Genomic DNA, 22,707 nt, shown 5'->3' on the forward strand with positions numbered 1-22,707 from the left:
ATGGAATGCAGCATCAGCTTTCAGCAGATGTGGCGCACGTATCGGAAGAGCCAGGTCGCGTGAGGCGGCTAGAGGAGATTCGGGAGTCTGAACGCGAGGAGAATCACAACGGCAATTTACACCACTTGACAAGACGTGACCTCATCAAAAGTCGCGCCCCGTGCGGGCGCGTGGATTGAAACACTGCCTGCCCCTCCTCTCGCCGTGCGCCTCACGTCGCGCCCCGTGCGGGCGCGTGGATTGAAACGTCAAACTGCTCAGGCCCCACGCTGACCATGTGCGTCGCGCCCCGTGCGGGCGCGTGGATTGAAACTGATCAACGCAGATGCAGAGGGGCTCGGGGTGACCGTCGCGCCCCGTGCGGGCGCGTGGATTGAAACGATCACTCGAAACTCCCCATACCCGTCTCCGGTGTCGCGCCCCGTGCGGGCGCGTGGATTGAAACACCGTATTTGGTTTGCCCCAGCTCATTGACACCATGTCGCGCCCCGTGCGGGCGCGTGGATTGAAACCGGCCAAATGCCGTAGGCCATATCAGTTTCGCCGGTCGCGCCCCGTGCGGGCGCGTGGGTTGAAATGAACCTATCCCGCGCGTGCCGGAAAATCGCCTCCGGTCGCGCCAGATGTAGAGTTCAGCGGAATAACGCCGAAGGACGAAGCTATCCCGAACAACCATGGAGTGACCTACAACATGAAGATGTGGGATGTGGAAAGCTTCACAAGCTGGGAAGGAGTCGACTGCCCGTTACGGTGCCCAAAGGTCGCTGAGACCAAGACTACGACGTGCCGCGGCGAGGTCGTCAAGGTTGAGGAGACGGTGTACCACATAGTAACGACCGCCCCCAAGAGCGTCGTGAATGCAAAGGTGATATGGCAGATAATGCACCGCCGCTGGGACATCGAGAACTCGATCTTCAACGACCTCAAGCAGAACTGGGGTTTTGACCACTGCTACACGCACGACGTCGACGGCATACAAACCATGTATGCTCTGTACTGTATCGTCTTCAACCTGATGATGCTGTTTGCGTACAGAAACCTGAAGAACGCTCCTGCAAGGGGCGTAACGCTGAAGGAACTGGCAAGGCAGCTCTTAGTCGGGATGGAAACGCTGTGTCAGCCCATAACTGAGCTGCTGCCAAGAGCCAGCTCTGGCTGAACCAACGCCAAGTTTCGGAGGTAGCGCGGGAGAACCGACGGCGGACGACATCCTGTCCCCCGCAGCAGCGGAGCCGGGGGAAAGGGGGCCCTATCACCGCGGTTTATCCTGGCATTCCCTGCTATACGTCCCCATCGCATCCGCACGCCATATCGCGCCGGGCCAAAACGCATATGCGGAACTCCTGAAGAGCCTATCGACTAGCTGCGGTATTGCTGAGACAGTAGTAATGCGATTCATCTGTGTCCTCCTCGGTAGGCCAGCTAAGGCTACACGTTGCCCATATCCATGGAAAGAAGCGGCGCCTGGCATATGATCGATAGGGCCTGCAATATATCCTTCAGGCGCTGCATGCCGCGCCAGAGCGTCTTGACGCCCGGCATCCCATCGTGTTTACGCCCCAGGCGCCCGCCGAGTTTTCCTATGAGCCTGACGGCTTCCTCCAAGGTGGGCGGCGTTTCAGGCAGAATGGGCGTGTTGTTGGCGATGCAATACAGCGCGTGCCACTCGTGTTTTTCGAGGATCACGGCGCATGAGGCTTCCGGCGTCTCTCTGGCTTGGTAGTTCAGCCACAAGATTCTCCACGCGACAAGCGAGTACAGGGCTGTGGCCCTCTTCAGTCTATCAAGCGTCTGGAATTGGAGTTCTTCGATCCTGCAACCGCTCTTCAGAACATAATGAAAACGTTCTATTCTCCAGCGCCGCGAATACTAATTGATCTTCTCCGCCGCATCCTCGAACGAAGCTACCGGGAGCGTGGTGAGCAATAGCCAATCTACGACTTCAGCCCTTTCGGGCGGGTCTATCTCCTTCGCTTGCACCACGTATACGGGCTTCTCAACCATCATCTTGGCCTTTCCTAGGGTTGGCCACAAGGTGGCCTGAACGAACTTGACGGCAAGCGTCGCTTGCCTGGGAGGCAAGCATTTGTGCGCATCCCTGGGTATATCGATGAGGATCTTTCCGGCTTCGGGGGAGCTCTCGACTAACGCAAATAGCGCCCTGTGTTCCTCGATCACCCGCCTGTTATAGACGGCCCGTATCAGAATAGGCTTCTCCTCCAGTAGAGCCTTACGGATGAACTCGTAGACATCGGCTTCCCGGTCGCATACCGTCACAACAGTTACGTGGCTTGGAATCCCTTCGAGACTACGGTCCATGCATTCAAGCCATTTGACGCTTTCCTTATCCTCGATTGAACGCTTCGTCTGTGATCTGTTCTTCCTGGTTTCTTCGGGGGCGCGGGTCCAGATCTGTTGGTCCAGCAAGCCTAGGGGTATGCCCTCTGTCGTTACGGCCAGGGCCGTGTGCATTAACGCTCCCTTTCGATATTCCGAAGAGCTACAGAGCCCTATCCCTCCGCCGTTGGGCGGGCTGTCATACACCACATGGCTTGTGTCCTATATGGACAGGATGATGTCGTGGCTTGACGTTCTTTCGATGGTGCGTTCTCTATGGGCAGCCAAAACTGATTCCGATGAAACGCTATCGTTATCCATCAGCCCATACGCCGCCTTTGTCTCTGCCCAGCCGCCGCAGGCCTGAGGTATGGTTCTGCCCGGGTGTTCCGCGAACTTCGCGAGAGTCCCAATGAGACGATCAACAACCCGCTGATCCCGCACCGCGATGCTGCCCAACTCGCCTGCTGCCCAGCTACATGCGTCCGTTATGCTCATGATCTCCTGCCACTCCAATCCGATATACATCGGACTCATGGCACGACATCAGCGTTTTCCTGTTAAGCTGCAATAGGCGGGTGTTCAGGGGGGGATATCCTCGCTAACCGTGCCCGCCCAGCGGTATGGGTAACGTGTAGAGCTAAGGGCCCTTTTCGAGGAGGATATCACTTTTCCGCCCATTGTCCCGTTTGGAGATGTCTACCGGTTTCCCCAGCCGTCCTTGCCACAGAACTCACACGCACCCCGTGCAGAAGGCCAATAGATGCTCTCTCTAGAATGGAGCAGAATCCATGGGCAGGCGACGTGCGGCCGATCTAGGGACATTCCGACCGATGGAGGCGTCGCGTCGGGGGTCCGCGGTTAGTCTACTCAGTTGACCACTGGAACCGCATTGTATACGTCCTCACAATCTCCCCTTGCGGAGAAGCATACGGGCCGTAACGGCAGCGACACGAAGCTTTGCAGCTGGACTGGTGGCAGCGCTTCCGGGGGATATGGTTTCCGTGATACCGCGGGCGGAAGCCGGGTTAACTACCATTGTGCCTGGTGCTTGCGGCGGTGGCCATGCACGACAGAATCCTCTGCCGCATTAGCTGCCCGCGTTTGCTGGATCATCTGCCCGGCCTGCTCGGCCCGACAGTCCGGTCAAGATGTGAGGTTCCGCGAACATGTGGGCGTGATCTCCGACCGCCGCCGCGTCGACGGGGTTCCGCTGGTGATTCACAACGCTGGGCCGTGGGCTTCCGAAAGCGACATCCTGCTGCGGTGGCCGATGGCGATAGCTCGCTATTTCCGCTTTCCGGGGCGGAGAGCAAGGAGGCGAGCTCGTGAGCACTGCTGAGCGGACGGACATGGTTGATATTGTAAACATATTGCGGACGGTGATTTTGTGGCCGTGAAGGGCGTTAGAGCCATCAGGGGATGCCTGAACGGAATGGGCGACTACTGCTACCGCATTGAAGCCGAGGCGCTCGCCTGACGTTCGCAGGCGGGTTACGGCATTCGGCGGCCCATTGAGTGTTGGCTGCGGGAGGCTCCTGCCCGCCTCCCGCCCGTGGAGAGCCCAAACCTTAAGGACGGTAGATAATCCTTTCCACCCGGCTGCCCAACCGGCTAAGCAGTTCATTGGTGATCGTTCCGGCATCTGCCGCCGCTTGCTCCGCCGTGATCTCTGCTGAACCATCCCTGCCGATCAATGTCGCAACATCACCTCGCTTCACGGCTGGAAGCTCGGTAACATCAACCATAAGCTGATCCATGCAGATGCGGCCGATGATCGGCGCGTGGCGCCCATGAATCAAGACACAGCCCTTGCCGCCGGAAAGGCTGCGTGGCACTCCATCCCCGTAGCCGATGGGAAGGACGGCAATGCGCGTATCCCGTTCCGCGATGAACTCGCGGCCATAGCCGACACTCTCCCCGGTTGCGATGGTCCTAACGAGCGCGATCCGCGCCTTCAGGGACAAAACGGGCCGCAGGTCCAGTTGAAGCACAGTTGTCTCATCGGGCGAGCTCAATGCGCCGTACAGCGCGATTCCGACTCTGGCGTAGTCGCACTGGAGCTGTGGATAGTTCAGAAGGCCGTAACTGCTCTGGACATGCGTCTTGGGCAGGGACGAGCACTGCTGCCTTAGTGCCTCCAGCAAGCGGTAGAACCTCTGAATCTGTCTTCGGGTTAACTCAATGTCCTCCGCTTCCATACTGTTTGCAACAGACAAGTGGGTGAAAATGCCGTCGATGCTGAGATTCTTGCAGCGGAAGATGCTCGCGATTTCAGATGCGTGGTCCCAGCTTTCTCCCAGCCGGTGCATGCCGGTGTCAACCTTGATGTGAACATGTATCGGCCTTCCAAGAGCGTTGAGCTGCTCGGCGTGTTCACAATCGGCGACCGTTTGCGACAGACGGCAGCACGCAAGCTCCGGTGCTCTTTCTGGCACGGTGTAGCCCAGGATGAGAATGCTCCCCTTGATCCCGTGCTTTCGCAGGTGAATCGCCTCATCGATGGCGGCGACTGCGAAAGCGTTGACCCCAATGCGGCTCAGGTGCTTCGCGACCTCGACATCACCGTGTCCATAGGCATTACCTTTCACCACAGCCATCAGGGCGCAACCGTTTGGCATCGCCTCACGCAACACCTGCACGTTGTGGCCGAGGTTCGCCAAGCTGATCTCGGCCCACGCCCTTCCCGTGCGGTCGGGGATAGAGGCAGGCTTCCTGTTGCTTGCGTTCCGCCAGAACTGTATGATCGCTGTCGCGGCAGCGAAGGAACATACCGCGACAGCAAGGAAATGAACTACGCTGTTGTCGATCAGCCACCGCTGTAGGCCGATAGCTTTCGCAAACCCACGAACCAGGATGATCATCAGGGGGTGAACCAGGTAGACGAGCATAGAGATATCCCGCAGATCCCTGCGCTGCTTACCCCTCCAAAGGAGCAGGCTCTGAAAAACGAAAACCATGCATGGCAGAAGCATCAGGTACATACTGTCATGCCTCTGAACTCCGCGCGCATGAAGGAGCAATCCTTCTGCCAGGAGAAGGGCGAAAGATGCCGCCAGCCCGGCAAAGCGGATTCCCGGACGCACGCGGGCGGTCGGTGCGGCCATCATGCCGCCCAGCATGAAGAAGATCGGAGCGAAAAACAGCCCGTTCCGTGTGTAGTCCGAAAGCCCGAACAGTGCCGCATAGAACGATTTCAGAATGGGCAGTTTCGCTGCCATGCCATAGTAGCTGTCGCCGCATAGTCCGATGACATACAGAAGCAGAGCGATCCCAAAGGCTTGCCCAGTTTTCAGCCGTTTCAGCAGCGACCAAGCGATCGTCGCGCCGATCATCGTAGCTGGCAGATACCATAGATGATAGAACGTTCCGTCGAACAGGAGGTCTTTCAGCAATTCCAACGGCCAGCGCTGCGCCTTAAAGGTTCCCGTATAGATATTGACCGGTAGGTATAGCAGGATGGCAATGGCATAGAGCATAGCAGTCTTCGCCACGAACCGAAGCAGCTTGCTCCGATCCGCCTCTTGGCCTGTCATCTGTCCGCGCAGAAGAAAGAATCCGGAAGTCATGAAGAAGAACGGCACTGCGATACGGGCGATTATCCTTGTCAGGATGAGGTCAGCTGTGCCATTCAAAGACGACAAGGGCGAAGTATGGTTGGCTACCACGAGAAATGCGGCGACTGCTCGGAAATAGTCAATGCCGGCGGTCGCTTCTCGCGGGCTCATCCCAGATCGCTCCATAACGTCACCACAAAGCCGTCATCGTTGTTCCCGGACACCTGATAGGGAGCGTAGTCGGGTATTCTGATCTCAACCACCTGGCCTGACTGGACAGGAACATAGGAGATCTCAATGCGTTGACTGTTGTGCCTGATTCGAAGGTGCGCGCCATCGTTGGGGAACTGCTTGAGATAATTTGCGTATTCCTCAAGCGCAAAGCCGCTTTCATTCATTAGCTCGGAGTGGGGGCAGCCGACATAGCGGAAATGCCAAGGCTCATGTTCAATCTGCGTAATGGACTCATGTCCCGACCGATATCGTTCGATGAAGCCATACTGGGCCGATCTTTCGCGAAAAGCCTGGCAGACGCCGGTGTATGGGAAGTGGGGACGGATGAAATCGATGCCCGGCCTGTTCTCCCCCAGATCGATCGCGAGGCCGGTCTGATGCTCACTGCATCCTGGGATCGCAACATACTTCTGCGTGAAGTCCTTTCCATGATCGCGCATCGAACCGGTGTATATGTCCCGCTGTTCCTGTATGGTGCGATAGCCGCTTACGGGCACGATTTGATCCTCACAGCCCAAGTGGGCGATGACTTCTGCCAGCATTCTTGCCGTCTGTCTTTCCAATAGGATGTGCGGATAGCCAGGTTGAACCGGCATGAGGTTCTCATCTGCTGGCTCGCACTTAAGTGGATGCGATGGATTGACCAGGACCAGGCTGCCTTTGGCGATGTCCTTTGCGTTGAGCTTCAGCGTTCTCATCGGTCGATCGCCAGCCTTATCAGCGCATCGACGATCTGCTCAAAGGTCATCCCAATGCCCTTCAGCATGTTGGGATAGCGGCTATGGGCGGTGAAGCCGGGGATGGTGTTGACCTCGTTGAAGACGATCTCCTTATCCGGAGTGAGGAACAGATCAACCCGCGCGTATCCCGCGCAGTTGAGGGCCCTGTAGATCGTGGCCGCTGTCTGCTTAATGCGCGCAGCGGCATCAGGGTCGATGCGTGCAGGCATATGGATTTTCGAGGTCTTCAGTGTGTATTTCTCCGTGTAATCAAAGAAGCCGTGGGATAGCTCGATTTCGTCCAGCTCGCCCAGTGTGAGCAGGTCATTGCCGAGGACGGCGCAGCCAACCTCAAAGCCGTCGATGGATTCCTCTATGATGACCTTGCGGTCGTGCTCAAACGCAGCGGCAACTGCGTCGGGAAGCTCACTTTCTTGCAATACCTTTGTGATGCCGAAGGAGGAACCCGCATTCGCCGGTTTTACAAACAGCGGGTGTTTCAGGGGCGCAACTCGCTGTAGCAGCTCGGCATCGGAAACCCTGGAGCTGAGCACAATGGAGGGAGGCACTTTCACCCCGGCTGCTGCCACGACCGTATGGGCAATGTCCTTGTCCATGCACATGGCTGAACTCAACGTGCCGCATCCGACACAGGGGATGCCCGCCATTTCCAGTAACCCCTGCACCGTCCCATCCTCGCCGTTTTTGCCGTGCAAGACAGGAAAGGCCACATCGATTCGGGTCGCGATCACCTTGCCGCCACTCAGTTCAAGTATTCCGTGCACGTTTCTATCGGGAGAGATAACGGCCGGAATACAGTCGCCCGGGTTCATCCACGTGTTGTCCCGAATTCGCTCCACAGGGCCGTTGTACTTCATCCAAGCCCCGTCGCGGGTGATTCCGAGCAACAGGACATCGTACTTTGCGGGGTTGAGACTGGTGATCACTGCGTGAGCGGATTGTAGGGATACTTCATACTCAGTGGAACACCCGCCGAACAGCACGGCTACACTTATTCGTCCCATGTGATCTCTCCTCGCCTGATGCCATTTGGGAACAACAAAGGCCTATCTGAACCGGCAGCCTAACCTTACCGGAATCAAACAGGCCAAATTGGAATCTGCGCTTGCAGAAGTCTTAAGAATCTCTTGCGGAAGACTTATTGCTCCGTTAGGCTGATTTGCTTGGGAGGATGACAGTGAAGACGGTCTGTTCCTTGTCGCTTTGCACCGTGATGGCGCCGCCGTGTGCAACGACAATCTCTTTGGCAATAGCCAAACCCAGCCCTGCGCCGCCCGAGTGCGTAGAACGGGAGGCGTCTAGTCGGAAGAACTGATCGAAAATCGTCTCCAACTTTTCTGATGGAATGGGATCGCCCAGATTGGCGAAAGCGATGACGACGTTCTCACCTTCTTGAGAGGCGGTTATGCGGATGGTGCTGCCCTCATAGCTGTAGGCCATTGCGTTCTTGAGGATGTTGTTGAAAACGCGGGATAGCTTGTCGGCATCGCCCCATAGTGTCAGGCCGTCCAGAGCATGAACCACAACCTGCCGGCCCCCGGGGGCCAGCATCGGATAGAACTCATCCGCCATTTGATGCAACATGAAGGGAAGGTTGATTCTTGCCTTGTTCAGCACAATGGACCTGAGGTTGAACCGTGTAACCTCAAAGAACTCATCGATGAGCTGCTCCAGCCGGTAGGCCTTCTCCAGGGTGATGCCCATGTATCTTGCTCTCTGTTCAGCCGGCATGTCGCGGGCCTCATCCAGAAGGCTCAGGTATCCAATGACGGAGGTCAGCGGCGTTTTGATGTCGTGCGCCAAGTACACGACCAGATCGTTCTTGCGCTGTTCAGCCTCTTGCGCGTCCTTTCTCTGTTTGTCCAGAGTGTTCTTTATCTTGTTCAGCTTGCGTTCCATGAAATCTAGTTCCGGCGACAATGCGATATCAGCGTCAGACCGCTCCACGAGTTGATCCAGTCCCGCGCTGATCTCATTAAAATACCTGGTAAACCATGAAAGCGAGAACCTGATAAAGATTATGAAAAAAACGACAATGGCAATGAGTATATACAAGCTCATATAGTCGCCGAATACTGCAAGGTAGATCCTCTGTGCGTCATCGGTGGCTAGACGAAACGCTCTTTCCAAAAAACCGACCACGCCAGCCCGAATACGCCCCATAGCCAAGACACACAGGAAAAGCACGGCTGCAATCGCTGCGAACACAATCAGGAGCATCCCAAGAAAGACTTTCCTTCTCAGTCTTGAGTAATCGCCCCTATCCCTCTTCCTACTTCTCAATCTTGTAGCCGACCCCCCATACCGTCTTGATGTATTTGGGGCGCTCTGCGGAGTCGTTCATCTTCTCGCGCAGATGCCGGATATGAACCATCACCGTGTTATTGCTGCTGGTGAAATACTTCTCCCCCCATACCTCGCGGAACAGCTCTTCTGAACTGACCACGCGCCCCCGATTGGATGCCAGTACCCATAGGATAGAGAACTCCGTAGGGGTGAGGGACAGTGGCTTTTCGTTGAGCGTACATTCATGGGCATCCTTGTCCAAGACCAGGCCGGAAAAGGCAAGCGTCTTTCCCTCACGCGAAGGTTCGGCGGGGTTGTACCTGGTAAACCTGCGAAGCTGCGCCTTTACACGGGCAACCATTTCGAGCGGTCGAAACGGCTTTGTAATGTAGTCATCTGCGCCCAGTGTGAGACCGGTTATCTTGTCGATTTCCTCGTCCTTGGCGGTGAGCATAATGACTGGGAAGTTGTGCTTTTCTCGGATACGCTGGCATATTTCAAAGCCGTTCACATCGGGGAGCATTACATCCAGAATAGCCAGATCCACGTTTCCGTCTTCTATGAAGTCTAGGGCATCCTGCCCGTTGTAGAACTTGGAAACGCAGTAGTTCTCATTCGCCAGGTATAGCTCAATCAAGTCGGCAATGGCTTTCTCATCGTCGACGACAAGTACTCGTTTGTGCATGAGCGTCACCTCGTCCTGTTCGCTATGCCTTCCTATGGCTATGATAGCATGAACAGGGAAGCATGCGCTGTCCTGCCAGTTGATCTTGGTAAACTTCCCTAGCAGCGTTCAATGTTCCTGTCTGCGGGGCTGGCAGCGTAGTGAGCGGCGCATGGGCAGGAAATCCTCATATGGCGCTGGATGTGAATTAGCGGGACGCTGTTAGCCACAGCGCGCGACTGGCAGATGGGGGGGTAGGCCGAGGCGAACTTGGCAATATCAGGAGACGTGGGCCATGAGCCACCGGAGGCGATTCTGGTGGCGTAATCTTAAGGTAGACCGCGGGGGAGGGAAACGCGGAGTACGGCAAGAAGAGAGACTACGTAGTCCTGGAAGACGTTCCTTAGTGGGGTGTTGCGGTGGAACTCCACAGTATCTTGGGCGCCTCGCCGCAGAAGGGAGCTTTCGCCAAAGCATAGTGCGAAGTCTCCTAGATCGGACCTGACTGCTTTGCTAAGAGCCGGACAATCTCCCAAAGCAAGAGCTTAGGGAACCCGCCCTATACAACAGCATAATCGCTGCGATTGCATGGGGAGCCGGCAGCATCAGAGAAAAGGTTAAAACCGAAGAGGATGGCCTTGGTAGACTTGGGCTCGAAGCGCAACTGATTCCATGGTGAATGCCGGGACCGGACAGGGAGTGGGCAAAACCTGGCGTCGCAATGACCTCTATATCGAACTGCTCGGCGCATCAGGCATGGCCTTCGGCCTTCGCTGGAAAGACGGATGGCGCCAAGATGCCGCCGATATGATGTTCGTCGCTGACCCAACCGAGATCATCCGACGATCTTTCGCCCATGCAGGCTACAGTTTTCGTGGTGTTGGCAAATTGGGCAACCCCGACGATGAAGCGGTGTTTGTCAGTGAAGTCCGTGAATCCCTTAAGCAGGGGAGGCCTGTCCTGAGTTTCGGAGTAGTCGGTCCGCCGGAATGCGGCCTCATCACAGGATACGACGAGGGGGGCGAAGTCCTCATCGTATGGAACTACTTTCAGAACGAACCCATGATGGCTGAAGGAGCTGAGCTCGAACCGTCGGGGTGCTTTCGCAAGAGGGACTGGTTTCCGACCACTATCAGCGCGGTTGCGATAGGCGGCAAAGTCGCTCGACGGGATCTCCGTGAAAGAAACAGGGATACGCTCCGATGAGCGTCTCAAATAGCCGCATCTTCCGAAGTTTATGGCCGCCACAGCGGTTTTGCGGCATACGATGCGTGGGCTGACCAGCTTCTCTTCTCCTGGAAGCGGCAGGAGAATACGACCACGAGCACACCCTAATGTGGAAGGTATGGGGACTTGTCGGATGGGCGCCGTGGTCCGGGCGATCCTCGAAGAGTCCTGGCCCACAGGCGTTCTCGACTACTTCCGGGCCGCTCATGCTCAAGCGGCGCTGATGAACTCACGGGCATCTAGCCAGGCTTAGGAAACAGGGGGAAAGCAGTTTGGAGAATATCGATCAGCGCAATCGGCTGGCTGAAGAGCCATTCTCCTACCGGGTCTCAAAGGACAGGAAGGTGTTCATCTACTGGCATGGGGAACAAGTGGTAATCTTATCGGGGAAGGCAAGTGAACGCTTTCTGGTCCGCATTTCCGAAGCTGATGCCAGAACCGCTCAGCTAATCATGGCCAAGGCAACAGGGAACTTCAAACACGGCAACGAGAAGTTGAGCGAATAGCAGCCCTAGCCTAACCATCCACGCAATAAGCATCCCGCAGACGCAGAAGAGATCCCTTTTGCCTTCTGCATCAAGCTAGGCAGCGGAGAGCGCGGGGGGCGAACCGGCAATGCAACTCGCGCCGCGAACCCGATTGCCGCTTATGCCAAGGGGCGCAACGTTCCTGGTCGGTAGCCTAGAGTCACGAAAGTCGATGGATTGAACAGCAAAGGCTTCGTTCAACTCTGCCAGCTCGATGTCATCGATGGTCCGGTCGGCTTTGGCCAGAGATTTCTTCGTTGCCGGAACTGGCCCAGACCCCGATAGGCGCGTGCGACCCCACGAGAGGAATCCCGATACGTGATGGATAATACTTGCTCTAGCACTGGTACACAGGCACAGTGCATGGCCCCGCCAGGAGAATCCACAACAACTGCCGAGGAGGGTGCTTCATGGGCTCTATTTCAGTTCAGGGTAAGGGCTATGCGACGGCCAAGCCGGACGTGGTGACGCTGTCCTTTAGCGTCGAAAGCAAAGCACGAGACTACGCGGACTGCCTGGACAACCTGAACGGGCACACGGCTGCCCTGCGCCAGGACCTGCAGGCGTCGGGCGCTGATTGCGCAGAGTTGAAAACCACTGACTTTCATGTGGGGGTTGAGCATCGACGTGAGAAGGGCCGGTACATATTCGAAGGGTATTCGGCCTCGCACCGCCTGCAGATCAAGTTACCCGTGAACAAGGAAATGCTCAACCGGGTGTTGGGCACGATTGCCCAGGGCCATAGCGGCGCTGAGATACAGATCTACTTCTCAGCCAAGGACACAGAGGGCTTGAGGCAACAGGCTCTCGCAGAGGCGGTCAGAATTGCCAGGCTCAGCGCCCAATCGCTTGCGCGGTCGGCGGGGGTGAAACTGGGGAAGCTCGAGAGCATAGCGCATGGCTGGGACGAGATTCGCGTCTCCGGGCCCGCATACGGTGTGCTGTGCGAAAGAGCTCCGGACTATGCGGTCGACATAGACCCCAAAGACATCTCGGTCAACGAGAATGTGACGCTCGTATATGAGTTCGAGGAGTAGAGGCGGCACGGATATGTCTGAGCTTGCGCCTATTCATGGCTCACCCGAGCGTCGCGGGAGGCGTTGTCCCCGTTTCGAGCGGCAGGTGCACTGCATGCGCCTTCCCGCGATCCCGTGCGCGGCTGACATTTCGGGGCAGCAACAAGAGGATGGTGCGGCCGTTGCCGCTGTATCTTGGAGGCGATACGAGCATGCCAATACCCGATGTGAGCAAGGACAAGATCATTCAGGCGCTCGACGATTTCGATGACCACAAGCGCAACACTGATGACTGGCGCGGGTGGGAGTCGCGTGGGAATCATCGATATGCTATCAAGTGGGGAGGCAAGCTCTACCCGGTCAAGGAGGCTATCCGCGACGCGACGGGATGCTCGGACTTCCGCGGCGGCGCCAAGGCAAACCCGTATCTCAGGTCCCGGGGTTTCACTGTGGCAGCTCTCAGACGATCACAATCCGACCTCGGGCCAGATGCCTATGCGAACCTGGATCGGCTGCTCAGGAGGTTCGCTGAGTACCGCAAAGATGAGAAACGGTATCTATCGGATGAACGGAACTACAAAGACACACTGTTCAACCGACTGGAGAGGGTCTGGGATCTGCTCTACGCTGATCCCGGCGACAGCAAAAAGGATCTTACTGCGTTGATGCGCGGAGAAAACGTGGAGACCGGAATCATCCCTGCGGTGGACAATCTCCTTGGAGGCTTCGGCTATCGCCAGAGGCCCGATTTCGCGGTATACCTTGAGAGCATCAGCGCAGACGAATACTCTCGGGTCATGCGGCAGCTTCTTGAGGGCGAGGCGGAGCCAGCTGATCGTTTGAGCCAGTTCCGAGCAGCTGTAACTGCTGCATACGGGCATCTTTACGACGAAGGACGGTTTCCTGCTTCTAAGAAGGTCCGGCCGACAATGAGCGAGACCTTCGCGGCTATCCTCCTGGTTTCGTACGATCCTGAGTCGTGCATTCTCTATCGCCCGGGCGAGTATGGCAAGACCGCCGAGTGGCTGGGCCTATCAGTTCCTTCTGCGATCGATCAGAAGTACGCCATGTTCCTCGACATGTCCATACGAATTCTGGCTTACGCTCAGGAGAACGGGTACCCGGTAAACGACCTGTTGGATGTGCACAACATGATCTACGTGGCGTGGAACCTGCCGGAGTTCGAAGATGCCGTCAGGCCTCCCATTGGCCCCGGCCCAGCCGACACGGCGTACGACTTCATCCGCGACCGCGGATTCACATTCCCGCCCTGGCTTGTGACTGACTACATCCTCTCGCTTGCTGCCAAGCCATTCGTCATCCTGTCGGGGATATCGGGCACAGGCAAGACCAAGATGGCGCAGTTGGTCGCGGACTACGCTACCAGGGCATCGGGAGAGCGGAACTGCAGGGCGTTTGTCTCGGTGAGGCCCGACTGGACTGACAACTCGCACCTTCTGGGCTGGTACAATGCAATTGCCGAGCGATATGAAGTCACTCCTGTCCTCGATCTGCTCATGAAGGCATCCGGCGCTCCGTCGGCGCCTCACTTCATCATTCTCGATGAGATGAACATCGCCAAGGTGGAGCACTACTTTTCCGATTTCTTAAGCTGCATGGAGAGCAGATGGATTGACACAGACGGCAGAGTGCGACAGGAACGTGTTCACCTTCACAGCCAGGGGGCCATATCCGAAAGCGGGGAAGACTCCGGCGCGGATCTGGGCGTCCCTTCTCAGATTGATCTGCCCTTGAACGTTTGTGTCACCGGGACGGTGAATGTTGACGAGTCCACGTATGTGTTCTCTCCCAAGGTACTGGACCGAGCCAATGTGATCGAGTTCAATGACGTGTGCCTCGACCCGGATTCCCAGGTACGGGCGGAGGCGCCTGGCGAGGCAGGATTCGTGCTCAAGCCTGATGTGAATATCGTTCGGCTTCTTTCGGGGTGCAAGCCCGCGACGCGGGAGTTGCTGGCCCAGATGAAGAGCTCGATCCCTCTGCAGTTCGAATTGCTGCTGAGCATTCATGAAGCGCTTCGGCCATACCACCTGCACTTCGGCTACCGTGTTGCCTACGAGATTGCAGCGTTCATGCTCAACGTCCGGCAGTTCTGCGTTGGCGGCGACGAGGTGCTTCCCTTCGCCTTCGACCTTCAGGTCATGCAGAAGATACTCCCCAAGATGCATGGCAACGCGGCACAGCTGCGTGGGCCGATCGACAGCCTGACCTCCGTCTTGCCTGAGTCTTGCATCATAAGCCACGGCAAACTCAACCGCATGAAAACCCGACTGGAGCAGGTGGGGTTTGCGTCTTTCATTGAGTAGACAGGCGTACGGGCAGAGGAGGGGGGTGGGCAGGTGTGACGGTTGATTTGGTCTCCCAGCTCATTCAGCAGGGAGCCCGGTGCGAGGACGGGGTCATCCGGGTTGAGTCCGATTCGGCGTACTACCTCAGCTTCGGCGACGGCGATGCTCCAGTCTGGATTGAGCAGTCGCCACTCGTCGCCAGGCTGGGGGGCGGGCTGGGCCTGTTCGAACTGAACCTGGTGAACTGCGTGGGTCGCCTCCGCCTGGGTCCGGTCGAACTTGACGTCGAATGCGCCAAGCTCACACCCGTCCAGTTCCGCACTATGGTCGATGACGTGTCCGGCTATCTCGCACAGCTGCCCTTCTCGCACAAGGGAGCAGGATCGTCCTATGAGCGCGCGGCCGAGTCGGCGAGGCCCATCGACTATCACATACTCGTCTACGTGAGCAACCTGCTTCGATCCAACCTGCTGCAGGCGGCGGTGGCGCAGGTCGTGGCCGATCCGCACGTGTCGTTTGTCAAGCAGCGGCAGCACGTGCGAGTAGAGCGGGCGCACCGGGCCGACTCAGTCACGGTGCGGGACATATGCGCCAATCCTCGCCGTTTCGAGCCCATACGGCCCGGGTCGGCCCTGGCGGCGAGCGCCATCAGCATACGTCTGGAGGGGAAGCCCCTTGCGGGGCATTTTCCAGGCTCGGTCTTGTCCAGCACCATGATTCCGGCGGTCGACAACCCGGAGAACCAGTTCGTGCGGCATGTCCTCGAGTCCATACTGCTGGTCGCGAGTTCAGTAACGGCGTCTGTACGCTGTACCTCTGACATCCGCGCTGAAGCCTGCCGGGTGCAGGACGGAGTCGAGCGCCTCCTGGCGTACGATCTGTTCCGAGAGGTCTCCCCGCCGCGCGCATTGAGCCTGTCATCGCAGGTGCTGCAACGCAAGGCAGGCTACCGGGAAATGCTCACGTATCACTCGCAGATGATGCTGCCTCCCACGCCTGCCTGGCCAGATGATCTCGAGCGGATTCTGGAGTTGAAGGATGCGGCCGCTCTCTACGAATACTGGGTGTTCATTCAGGTGTGCAAGGCTGTGGAGGAGGCGGCAGGCGCGCGCTCTACCCAGGCGTCGGCGGTAGCGAACTGCGACCCGCTCGGGGTCAGGCTTGCCCGCGGGATTCGCGTCCAGTTCCCCGGGGATGTTGAAGTGAGCTACAACAGGCAGTTTGCAGGATACTCCGGCCCCTTCCGCCCGGACGTGACGCTCGCCACACCCGCCGGCATGTGGGTGTTCGACGCGAAGTTCCGCCTTGATAGGAAGTCGGGATTTGATGACAGCGCAAAGGTCGACGACATCTGCAAGATGCATTCCTATCGCGATGCGCTGCCCGGATGCAGAGGAGCCTATGCGGTCTACCCAGGCGACGAGGAGCTGATGTATCCAGCGCCTGGAGGCGAGCCGTCCGTGGCTGTGTGCGACCGCGCGGGAAGCGCCGCCTGTGTCGCCATCGATGGCGTGGGCGCGATCCCCGCACGGCCGGGCGGAGCCTCTGCGTGAGCCGACAGCGATGGCGGGTCTGGTGGCAGGGGTTCTGCGAGACGGCATCATGGGCCGCGCAGAACCGCGTCGGCAGGATATCCCCGGAAATGGCCCTCAGATCCAGGGGCAGTTGAATATGGCCCATCAGAGTTAAGCTCACACATATGCTGGTATACTGCGGTGTCGATAGACCATGCCCACATTGTGCTGGAGGTGTGAAGCCTTGAATTTGAAGCCGCAGGAATGCAAGATAGTTGCTGGCATTTTCGAAACCCTTTCCTGCCTGGTAGTCATAGATGCAGAGGGAAGAATTGTGCATCTAAACAACAAGTATGCCAGTATTCTGGGAATGGATCCGGAAGAAGCCAGGGGACGGTTGGTAGATAATGTCATTCCCCATACGAGAATGAGTACAATTCTGACAACAGGCAAAGAAGAAATCGGTTCGGTCTTTCGAATGAAAAACGGCGAAACTGTAGTATGTAACAGATATCCCATCAGGGAAAACGGTGAGATCATAGGAGCCTTTGCCCACACAACGTTCACAAGATCAAATGATGTGAAGGCGTTTGTCGAACGAATTAGAGAGCTCAACAATGAACTGGATCAATGCAAAGATAATCTTGAGAAGCTGCAAGGGGCCAAGTATTCCTTGCAGAACATCATTGGGAAAACGCCGGCAATCCAGCAGGTTATCAGTATGGTCGAAAAAGCGGCCCAAACAAAGTCCACCGTACTGATAACTGGAGCGACCGGCACTGGCAAAGAACTGGTGGCGCACGCCATTCATCACGAAAGTCAGCGCAGGTATAAGCCCCTCGTTAGGCTTAACTGCGCCTCCATACCGAAAGATCTGTTCGAATCCGAGCTGTTTGGCTATAGCTCACGTGGGGCCGCATGCAGACGGCCACTGCAACTGCGTCACCGCTTCATCCGTAAGCGTCAAATGGCGCCCACCTATCGACGAGACGGGAGTTAGTGCGCATGCTTATGTTGTCATCGGGTTATTCTGCTGGTGTCGGCGTATTGACTCGCGGGCCGGGCGACGCTATGATGAGCATAGCTGTATATCACTATGTGTATACATCGTTTGTTTTGGAGGCGCCAAATATGCCTGACCGCAATCGCATGCACCGTATGCAGTTCTACATCGAACCTCGGCTCCACGACGAGCTGTCGTCGCTCGCCAGGCATCGCAACGTCGCCATGGCCGAGTTGATTCGCGAAGCTATAGCGAGTTTCGTCGCCAGGGAGACGCCCCGCCACGACGACCCTGCCCTCAGGATAATCGGCATGATTGACTCGCCTGACGCACCGGGCGACGCGGCGGTGAACCATGATCGCTACATCTACCGCAAGGATTGGGAGGACTGATGAACATCCGCTGCTTCGTTGATACGAGCGCGTGGTTCTCACTGCTCATGGCGGCAGACCAATACCATACAGTTGTGCGAGCCGAGTACACCCAGGCCCATAGCGAGGGAAGTATCTTCATAACCAGCAGTCTTGTGTTGGGCGAATTGCACACACTGCTAACCGCGCGCACCGGTACCGCAGCAGGCTTCTGGTCATTTCGTGACGACATCGCACTAAGTGACCGGGTTCACGTGCTCCATCCAACATCAAACCAGCTTGACGCGGCTTTTGATCTTCTTCGGCGCCGATCAGACAAATCGTACTCATTCGTAGATGCGACATCCTTTGTGCTGATGCGCGATGAGTCCATGCATACTGCGCTCAGTCTCGATGGGCATTTCGCTCAGGAGGGATTCCTTGTTATCCCCACACCTGAGAAGTGTCTACATGAACTTTCCCAGCCCTACTTCAAGGAACCGGCCTCCACGGTTGAAGACAGAGTAAGGTCATTGAACAGGTAAAACGCACCTTGGCGTTCCTGTGGGGATGCCATGATCAATGCAGAAACGGTAAGCAGGCACAACATCTGTTGTAAGGCATCGTAAGGCACGCCGGGGCCAGTCGGCTATTGGCACAACCTGCTTCGGGGTTGTGCGCCGAGAGGTCAAATGGGCCAGTAGGAAGGGATTCGAGCGATTCGGTGTTGGGCCATGCACTGTAGAGGTACCGGCCGGTCAACCACAACTGAGGTATTGCGCGCCTGGCGGTCAGTGGGTTCCTCGTGGCGATGTGGTGCGCTGCATCGTTCATGACGGCGGCCCGGATAATCAGGCTGTCATTGAGATCGATGATCAGGAGCTTCCTCTCGAGGAGTTCGGTAGGATGCTGACTGCATATGCAGGGTGGGGCATGCGCATTTGCTTTGTTCCCGATGATGAGACTGAAAGGCAGCCCGAAATCGATGTGCGAGAACCCAGCGAAGAGTGGAACTATTGTTGGGACCCAGACGAGTAATCGAAAGGGCCTAACAAACGTGTCCAGCGGACGGGAAAGGGCGGTTCGGTCGATGTGACTCACTGCCGCCGCTGATATGCGAATCCGTCAGTCTGTGCCTTGGCGCGGCGATCTCGGTAGAACCATTTGCTCCCTGGCGGCTGAGATGATGGCGACAAAACTACCCGCGCGGTAATTCGGGCGAGAAGGCTTCTCCAGATGTGTCAGACGTCATGCTTCATTCTATGAGAACCCTTTGGCCCCGAAGGGTTCTCGTCGTGCCGGAGGGACTACACATGAAAACACACCACGAGGAACTCTTGAATGCGGTGCTCGATGTCATAGAATCCAGATACGCTAAAGACGTAAGCATCATGTTCATATACGGATCATATGTCAACGGAACGGCGAATGAAAAGTCCGACTTGGACATGATTTATGTGCCGAAAACCGAGCTCGGTTGGAGGCTCGCAAGGACCTTCATGCTGAACGGCAGCGGCAACGATCTTTGGGGGGTGAACTGGGAGCGGCTTGAGAGGTTTGCGAACTATGACGATATGAAAGTGTCGGTCATTGCCGACTCGCGACTCGTTTACTATGCTTCGGAGGAAGACAAGCAACGATATGACGCGCTGAAGAAACGCGCTTGGGACACAAGGTGCGGTTCTCTCACGCCTGCGCTTGTCGATAAGGCTGAGAGTCATCTCACGACGGCAAAGCAGTACTATGGCGAGCTTTGCCTTGGACATAATCTGTCAGCGGCCGGAGGGGTATTGCTCGAAATCAGCGACGTTGTTTGCCTGCTGAACCATACTTACCTCCGGTTTGGCGCCAAACGCATTCTCGAGGAGATGTCGGCACTAGAGCGTCTGCCTGCAGGGTTCATTGAGGCCTTTCGAGCGGTAGCCGATGTGGAGACAATCGAACAAGCAAGAGCGGCTTGTCATACCTTGATAACTCTTGTAAGCGGATTCTTATCCGAGGTCGAAAGGGAGATCGTTCCGCGTCCCGTTCCCGCCGAGTTCGCAGGATTGTACGAAGAGATCTCGGCGCACTGGAACAAGATCCGCTTATCGTGTGAGAATGGCGATGCGATCAACGCGTTCTTATCGGCGGCATCCCTTCAGGATGAGCTTGACCGTGTGCAACGCTGTCTTGGCATTGACATTACGGAGATGCGTTTTGTAGACCGGTACAACCCAAACAGCCTTGTTGAGTTCGCACAGGCCGCTCAGAAGGCCGAAGACGCATTCCTCACCCTATTGTGCGACAGTGGAGTTCCGATTTCCAGCTACACCACCGTAGACCAGTTCAAACACGCCCTGATGGACTTGTAGATGAGGCGTGCACCGATGCGGGAATTGCCCCGACGGTGGGGGAAACGCTTTCTTGTGGGATCGCGGATCTCGTTGTGTGGGCGTGAGCGCAGCACATCCTCGGTTCGCGCGACCTTGCTTCTGGGGGGTGTGACCGTGATTGACGACGGAATCCATGGGTGGAACGTGCCTGAGATTCGAGAGGCGGTGTTCCGACGGTCGGAGGAGCGTGCCGAGCTTGTCAGGGCTGATGCGATGAAAAGAGCGCATCGTATCGCCGATCTTCTGAGGGCTCGCTATTCGGCCTCAGCGGTCACGCTGTACGGCTCCCTTTCTGAAGCCTGCTTCCACGATGGGTCAGACATAGATATCCTCGTTGAAGGGTTCAGAGGTCAATACTGGGAAATGTACGTCATGGCCGATGAGATGGCTGGCCCTTTCGACCTTAGTGTCGTGTGTATCGAAGATGCGGCAGACACGCTGATTGAGTATGCGCGGGAAAGGGGGATCCGCATTTGAGCCCCGAGGATTACCTAGTGGTTCAGGCCCGAGACAAGTTCCGTGCATTCCGGCACGTGTTCAGGAACATCTACGGATTTCAGCTGGATGCAGAGCGGATACTGGAGTTGCTCCGCGACCTACACAGGACGGTGTTAGCGCTCAACTCTGACCTAGACCAGTTCGTATCTGAGATCGATCGCGTAACGCGGTAGAGGTCGCAGTCAGCGCTCACCGAGCTAGACAACGCACGCAGATGGGCACACCGTTCTCTCTGAGCATGCCGACGGAGAAGATGCTGGCGAGCAGTGTGGCCGCTGGGTCGTCTGTCCTGCACAGCGCGAAGGTGGACGGCATCTGCTAGTTGAGTCCAGGCTACTATGTGAAACTGGATCTGCCATACTACGGCGTCAGCATGGAAGTCTCTAGAAACCGCGTTCCAAACACCCCGCTTACTGCACTCACGCATATTGTTGCCTCGAGTGTAGCCTACGAACTGCGACAACGGGGCCAACGTTATTCATCATTACTGACCACCTGGAAGCGCTAGTGGTTGCCATCCGTGGACTGGGTTTGGGGGCCTTGGGACTGTTTGCCCCCCATTGATCTCGACCGTCTGGAGAAGAATGTCGGTCGCCTCCTTGTCCGCAGGGTAGTGCTGTGCGTTGAGCCTCATCTTGTCTACTGCTGCCCTATCGAGATCGATTTCTAGCGCATGGGCAAGGAACAGCAGGTATATGTAGGTGTCTGCGATTTCGTGCTTGATCTCTTCACGCTTCTCGGCGCATCTGGCAGCGAGTTCGGAGTCGGGGATCCACAGGATTCCCTTAATGGAGCACATCACGCAGGAGTTTCCCTGATGGTAGAGGAAACACTCTTGCAGGATCACGGGCTTCGCTGTGCTGGTGTGAGCGCAGTGCAGCGTGCTGTCAGAATGGATGTGAGACCAAATGCCCCGACACACAGGAGCCGAGGCTGTGGACGCTATCGAGGCCATAGGGTCAGTTTTCAGAACCCATCACCAGGAGCGTCATTTTTCCGGTGCAGGGCTTGTGAAGCAGGGCGACGCGACTCTGTTCTCTGGTGCGTATGGATACGCGCACAGGGGCTGGCGAATCTCAAATACCGTGTCTACCAGGTTCGACACGGCCTCCATCACCAAGTTGTTCACCGCGGTGGCTGTGTTGCAGCTGGTGGAGCGCGGGCTCCTATCGGTGCATGATAAGGTGCTCGAGATCCTCAAGCTTGAGGGCACTTCGATCTCGCCGCGGGTTAGCGTGTATCATCTGCTTACTCATTCATCTGGGATAGGCGACGACGCCGACGAAGAGGCGGGCGAGAGTTACGAAGCTATCTGGAAAGACAGACCTAACTACTCAGTGAGGGAGACTGTGGACTTCCTGCCGCAGTTCGTGAACAAGCCAGCCAACTTCGCGCCAGGCGAAGGGTGCAGGTACAACAACTGCGCGTTCGTATTGGCAGGTTTGGTGGTGGAGAAGCTTACAGGGCAGACCTACCGAGACCACGTCTGCGAGAACGTGTTCAAACGGGCCGCCATGTCCAACACGGAGTTTGTGGCTATGGACGACACAGCCGAGAACGTGGCAGAGGGCTACGCCGCTGTGGAAGACGAGGAGGGAAAGCTAGTCGGCTGGCGGAAGGTAAGCGTCAAATGGCGCACACCTAGCAGCGAGGGCTTATGTGTGCTTGTGTTTCTGAGGGGGCAAGCAGCAAGAAGCCCCCACCTCGATGAAGTGGGGGCCGGTATGCTCAGGTTGTTATCGGGTGGTTCTGCAGGCCTCAGGCAATGAGTTGGAGTAGGGCAGCAACTTCTCGATAGCCGCGGGATCGACGAGGTCAATGCTCGGCATCTGCTCGAACAGATGGCGTAGATAGGCGAAGGGGTTCAGCCCGTTCTCCTTGGCCGTTTCAATGATGCTATAGATCACGGCGCTGGCTTTGGCCCCGCGAGGAGTGTTGGCGAATAGCCAGTTGCGGCGGCCTATCACGACCGGCCTGATCGACCGCTCCGCCCGGTTGTTGCTAAGCTCCAGCCGTCCGTCCTGCAGGAAAGCCTCGAGCCTATCCCACTGGTTGAGGCAGTAGGCCACC

At 57.0% G+C, this 22,707-nt stretch carries 23 protein-coding genes, 2 pseudogenes and 1 CRISPR repeat array; of the genes and pseudogenes, 15 read left to right on the forward strand and 10 right to left on the reverse strand.

Annotated elements, in window-relative coordinates:
* Window positions 1-150 precede the first annotated feature (150 nt).
* Window positions 151-578: direct repeats of the CRISPR family, unit length 32 nt; unit sequence GTCGCGCCCCGTGCGGGCGCGTGGATTGAAAC.
* 113 nt (window positions 579-691) lie between these two features.
* Entirely contained in the window at window positions 692-1,159 is a 468-nt protein-coding gene (locus tag VB144_06370) for a transposase (protein ID MEA4883269.1), read from the forward strand.
* A gap of 269 nt (window positions 1,160-1,428) precedes the next feature.
* On the opposite strand, the pseudogene VB144_06375 reads toward VB144_06370, so the two are convergent.
* Window positions 1,429-2,547: pseudogene (locus VB144_06375) on the reverse strand (IS4 family transposase).
* Between the two features lie 12 nt (window positions 2,548-2,559).
* A complete protein-coding gene (locus VB144_06380; GenBank protein ID MEA4883270.1) occupies window positions 2,560-2,835 on the reverse strand; it encodes a transposase in 276 nt (91 codons plus the stop codon).
* A gap of 673 nt (window positions 2,836-3,508) precedes the next feature.
* Between VB144_06380 and VB144_06385 the strand changes: the two genes are divergently transcribed.
* Window positions 3,509-3,679 (forward strand): DUF1287 domain-containing protein, encoded by a 171-nt coding sequence (locus VB144_06385; GenBank protein MEA4883271.1) that lies wholly within the window; start codon window positions 3,509-3,511, stop codon window positions 3,677-3,679.
* A gap of 229 nt (window positions 3,680-3,908) precedes the next feature.
* Here the strand turns inward: VB144_06385 and vanT are convergent, their stop codons facing one another.
* The 5 genes from vanT to vanR form a co-directional block, all read right to left on the reverse strand.
* Window positions 3,909-6,065, reverse strand: a complete 2,157-nt coding sequence (vanT, locus tag VB144_06390) for a serine racemase VanT catalytic subunit (GenBank protein MEA4883272.1) — start codon at window positions 6,063-6,065, stop codon at window positions 3,909-3,911.
* Window positions 6,062-6,826, reverse strand: coding sequence for a M15 family metallopeptidase (locus VB144_06395; GenBank protein ID MEA4883273.1), 765 nt, complete (start codon window positions 6,824-6,826; stop codon window positions 6,062-6,064). Before VB144_06395 ends, vanT begins: the two co-directional genes overlap by 4 nt.
* Window positions 6,823-7,872 carry a D-alanine--D-serine ligase VanG gene (gene vanG / locus VB144_06400; GenBank protein ID MEA4883274.1) on the reverse strand — a complete coding sequence of 350 codons (1,050 nt, stop codon included), beginning with the start codon at window positions 7,870-7,872 and terminating at the stop codon, window positions 6,823-6,825. Before vanG ends, VB144_06395 begins: the two co-directional genes overlap by 4 nt.
* A gap of 145 nt (window positions 7,873-8,017) precedes the next feature.
* The gene (locus VB144_06405; GenBank protein ID MEA4883275.1) at window positions 8,018-9,151 is read right to left on the reverse strand and encodes a HAMP domain-containing sensor histidine kinase; all 1,134 of its coding nucleotides are present in this window, start codon (window positions 9,149-9,151) and stop codon (window positions 8,018-8,020) included.
* On the reverse strand, window positions 9,141-9,839 hold the full coding sequence (gene vanR, locus VB144_06410; protein MEA4883276.1) for a VanR-ABDEGLN family response regulator transcription factor: 699 nt from the start codon (window positions 9,837-9,839) through the stop codon (window positions 9,141-9,143). The genes VB144_06405 and vanR overlap by 11 nt, the downstream gene beginning before the upstream one ends.
* A 651-nt stretch (window positions 9,840-10,490) precedes the next feature.
* Here vanR and VB144_06415 point away from each other — a divergent pair.
* Entirely contained in the window at window positions 10,491-11,024 is a 534-nt protein-coding gene (locus tag VB144_06415) for a hypothetical protein (GenBank protein ID MEA4883277.1), read from the forward strand.
* Between the two features lie 293 nt (window positions 11,025-11,317).
* A complete protein-coding gene (locus VB144_06420) occupies window positions 11,318-11,551 on the forward strand; it encodes a hypothetical protein (protein ID MEA4883278.1) in 234 nt (77 codons plus the stop codon).
* Between the two features lie 192 nt (window positions 11,552-11,743).
* On the opposite strand, the pseudogene VB144_06425 reads toward VB144_06420, so the two are convergent.
* Window positions 11,744-11,857 (reverse strand): annotated as a pseudogene (locus tag VB144_06425) (hypothetical protein).
* A gap of 125 nt (window positions 11,858-11,982) precedes the next feature.
* Here VB144_06425 and VB144_06430 point away from each other — a divergent pair.
* The 10 genes from VB144_06430 (at window position 11,983) to VB144_06475 (ending at window position 20,810) form a co-directional block, all read left to right on the forward strand.
* Window positions 11,983-12,609, forward strand: coding sequence for an SIMPL domain-containing protein (locus tag VB144_06430; protein MEA4883279.1), 627 nt, complete (start codon window positions 11,983-11,985; stop codon window positions 12,607-12,609).
* A 191-nt stretch (window positions 12,610-12,800) separates the two neighbouring features.
* Window positions 12,801-14,915 (forward strand): hypothetical protein, encoded by a 2,115-nt coding sequence (locus VB144_06435; GenBank protein ID MEA4883280.1) that lies wholly within the window; start codon window positions 12,801-12,803, stop codon window positions 14,913-14,915.
* A gap of 35 nt (window positions 14,916-14,950) precedes the next feature.
* Window positions 14,951-16,450, forward strand: coding sequence for a DUF2357 domain-containing protein (locus VB144_06440; GenBank protein ID MEA4883281.1), 1,500 nt, complete (start codon window positions 14,951-14,953; stop codon window positions 16,448-16,450).
* Between the two features lie 205 nt (window positions 16,451-16,655).
* Window positions 16,656-17,411: a sigma 54-interacting transcriptional regulator gene (locus VB144_06445; protein ID MEA4883282.1), complete on the forward strand. Its 756-nt coding sequence runs from the start codon at window positions 16,656-16,658 to the stop codon at window positions 17,409-17,411.
* Window positions 17,412-17,542: 131 nt separating this feature from the next.
* Complete coding sequence (locus tag VB144_06450) at window positions 17,543-17,806, forward strand: CopG family transcriptional regulator (protein ID MEA4883283.1); 264 nt, start codon at window positions 17,543-17,545, stop codon at window positions 17,804-17,806.
* A complete protein-coding gene (locus tag VB144_06455) occupies window positions 17,806-18,309 on the forward strand; it encodes a PIN domain-containing protein (GenBank protein ID MEA4883284.1) in 504 nt (167 codons plus the stop codon). Before VB144_06450 ends, VB144_06455 begins: the two co-directional genes overlap by 1 nt.
* 271 nt (window positions 18,310-18,580) lie before the next feature.
* The gene (locus VB144_06460) at window positions 18,581-18,802 is read left to right on the forward strand and encodes a hypothetical protein (GenBank protein MEA4883285.1); all 222 of its coding nucleotides are present in this window, start codon (window positions 18,581-18,583) and stop codon (window positions 18,800-18,802) included.
* A gap of 275 nt (window positions 18,803-19,077) precedes the next feature.
* Window positions 19,078-20,118 carry a nucleotidyltransferase domain-containing protein gene (locus tag VB144_06465; GenBank protein ID MEA4883286.1) on the forward strand — a complete coding sequence of 347 codons (1,041 nt, stop codon included), beginning with the start codon at window positions 19,078-19,080 and terminating at the stop codon, window positions 20,116-20,118.
* Window positions 20,119-20,253: 135 nt separating this feature from the next.
* Window positions 20,254-20,616 (forward strand): nucleotidyltransferase domain-containing protein, encoded by a 363-nt coding sequence (locus VB144_06470; protein ID MEA4883287.1) that lies wholly within the window; start codon window positions 20,254-20,256, stop codon window positions 20,614-20,616.
* Entirely contained in the window at window positions 20,613-20,810 is a 198-nt protein-coding gene (locus VB144_06475) for a hypothetical protein (GenBank protein ID MEA4883288.1), read from the forward strand. Before VB144_06470 ends, VB144_06475 begins: the two co-directional genes overlap by 4 nt.
* Before the next feature lie 311 nt (window positions 20,811-21,121).
* Here the strand turns inward: VB144_06475 and VB144_06480 are convergent, their stop codons facing one another.
* Window positions 21,122-21,436, reverse strand: coding sequence for a MazG-like family protein (locus VB144_06480; GenBank protein MEA4883289.1), 315 nt, complete (start codon window positions 21,434-21,436; stop codon window positions 21,122-21,124).
* A 136-nt stretch (window positions 21,437-21,572) separates the two neighbouring features.
* On the opposite strand from VB144_06480, the gene VB144_06485 reads away from it, so the two are divergent.
* Complete coding sequence (locus VB144_06485) at window positions 21,573-22,406, forward strand: serine hydrolase domain-containing protein (GenBank protein ID MEA4883290.1); 834 nt, start codon at window positions 21,573-21,575, stop codon at window positions 22,404-22,406.
* Here VB144_06485 and VB144_06490 read toward each other — a convergent pair.
* A partial coding sequence (locus VB144_06490) for a transposase (GenBank protein ID MEA4883291.1) occupies window positions 22,374-22,707 on the reverse strand: 334 nt, incomplete at its 5' end. The two genes, VB144_06485 and VB144_06490, sit on opposite strands and share 33 nt — an antisense overlap.

The organism is Clostridia bacterium (assembly GCA_034926675.1).
In the GTDB taxonomy this organism is placed as follows: domain Bacteria; phylum Bacillota; class DTU025; order DTU025; family DTU025; genus JAYFQW01.

Excerpts from the sequence above, each read along its gene's own strand:
- VB144_06380 (MEA4883270.1), bottom strand. The coding sequence starts at position 2,835 with ATGAGCATAACGGACGCATGTAGCTGGGCAGCAGGCGAGTTGGGCAGC.
- vanG (MEA4883274.1), bottom strand. The coding sequence starts at position 7,872 with ATGGGACGAATAAGTGTAGCCGTGCTGTTCGGCGGGTGTTCCACTGAG.
- VB144_06435 (MEA4883280.1), top strand. The coding sequence starts at position 12,801 with ATGCCAATACCCGATGTGAGCAAGGACAAGATCATTCAGGCGCTCGAC.
- VB144_06415 (MEA4883277.1), top strand. The coding sequence starts at position 10,491 with ATGGTGAATGCCGGGACCGGACAGGGAGTGGGCAAAACCTGGCGTCGC.
- vanT (MEA4883272.1), bottom strand. The coding sequence starts at position 6,065 with ATGAGCCCGCGAGAAGCGACCGCCGGCATTGACTATTTCCGAGCAGTC.
- VB144_06480 (MEA4883289.1), bottom strand. The coding sequence starts at position 21,436 with ATGTGCTCCATTAAGGGAATCCTGTGGATCCCCGACTCCGAACTCGCT.
- VB144_06465 (MEA4883286.1), top strand. The coding sequence starts at position 19,078 with ATGAAAACACACCACGAGGAACTCTTGAATGCGGTGCTCGATGTCATA.
- VB144_06395 (MEA4883273.1), bottom strand. The coding sequence starts at position 6,826 with ATGAGAACGCTGAAGCTCAACGCAAAGGACATCGCCAAAGGCAGCCTG.
- VB144_06455 (MEA4883284.1), top strand. The coding sequence starts at position 17,806 with ATGAACATCCGCTGCTTCGTTGATACGAGCGCGTGGTTCTCACTGCTC.
- VB144_06370 (MEA4883269.1), top strand. The coding sequence starts at position 692 with ATGAAGATGTGGGATGTGGAAAGCTTCACAAGCTGGGAAGGAGTCGAC.
- vanR (MEA4883276.1), bottom strand. The coding sequence starts at position 9,839 with ATGCACAAACGAGTACTTGTCGTCGACGATGAGAAAGCCATTGCCGAC.
- VB144_06450 (MEA4883283.1), top strand. The coding sequence starts at position 17,543 with ATGCCTGACCGCAATCGCATGCACCGTATGCAGTTCTACATCGAACCT.
- VB144_06430 (MEA4883279.1), top strand. The coding sequence starts at position 11,983 with ATGGGCTCTATTTCAGTTCAGGGTAAGGGCTATGCGACGGCCAAGCCG.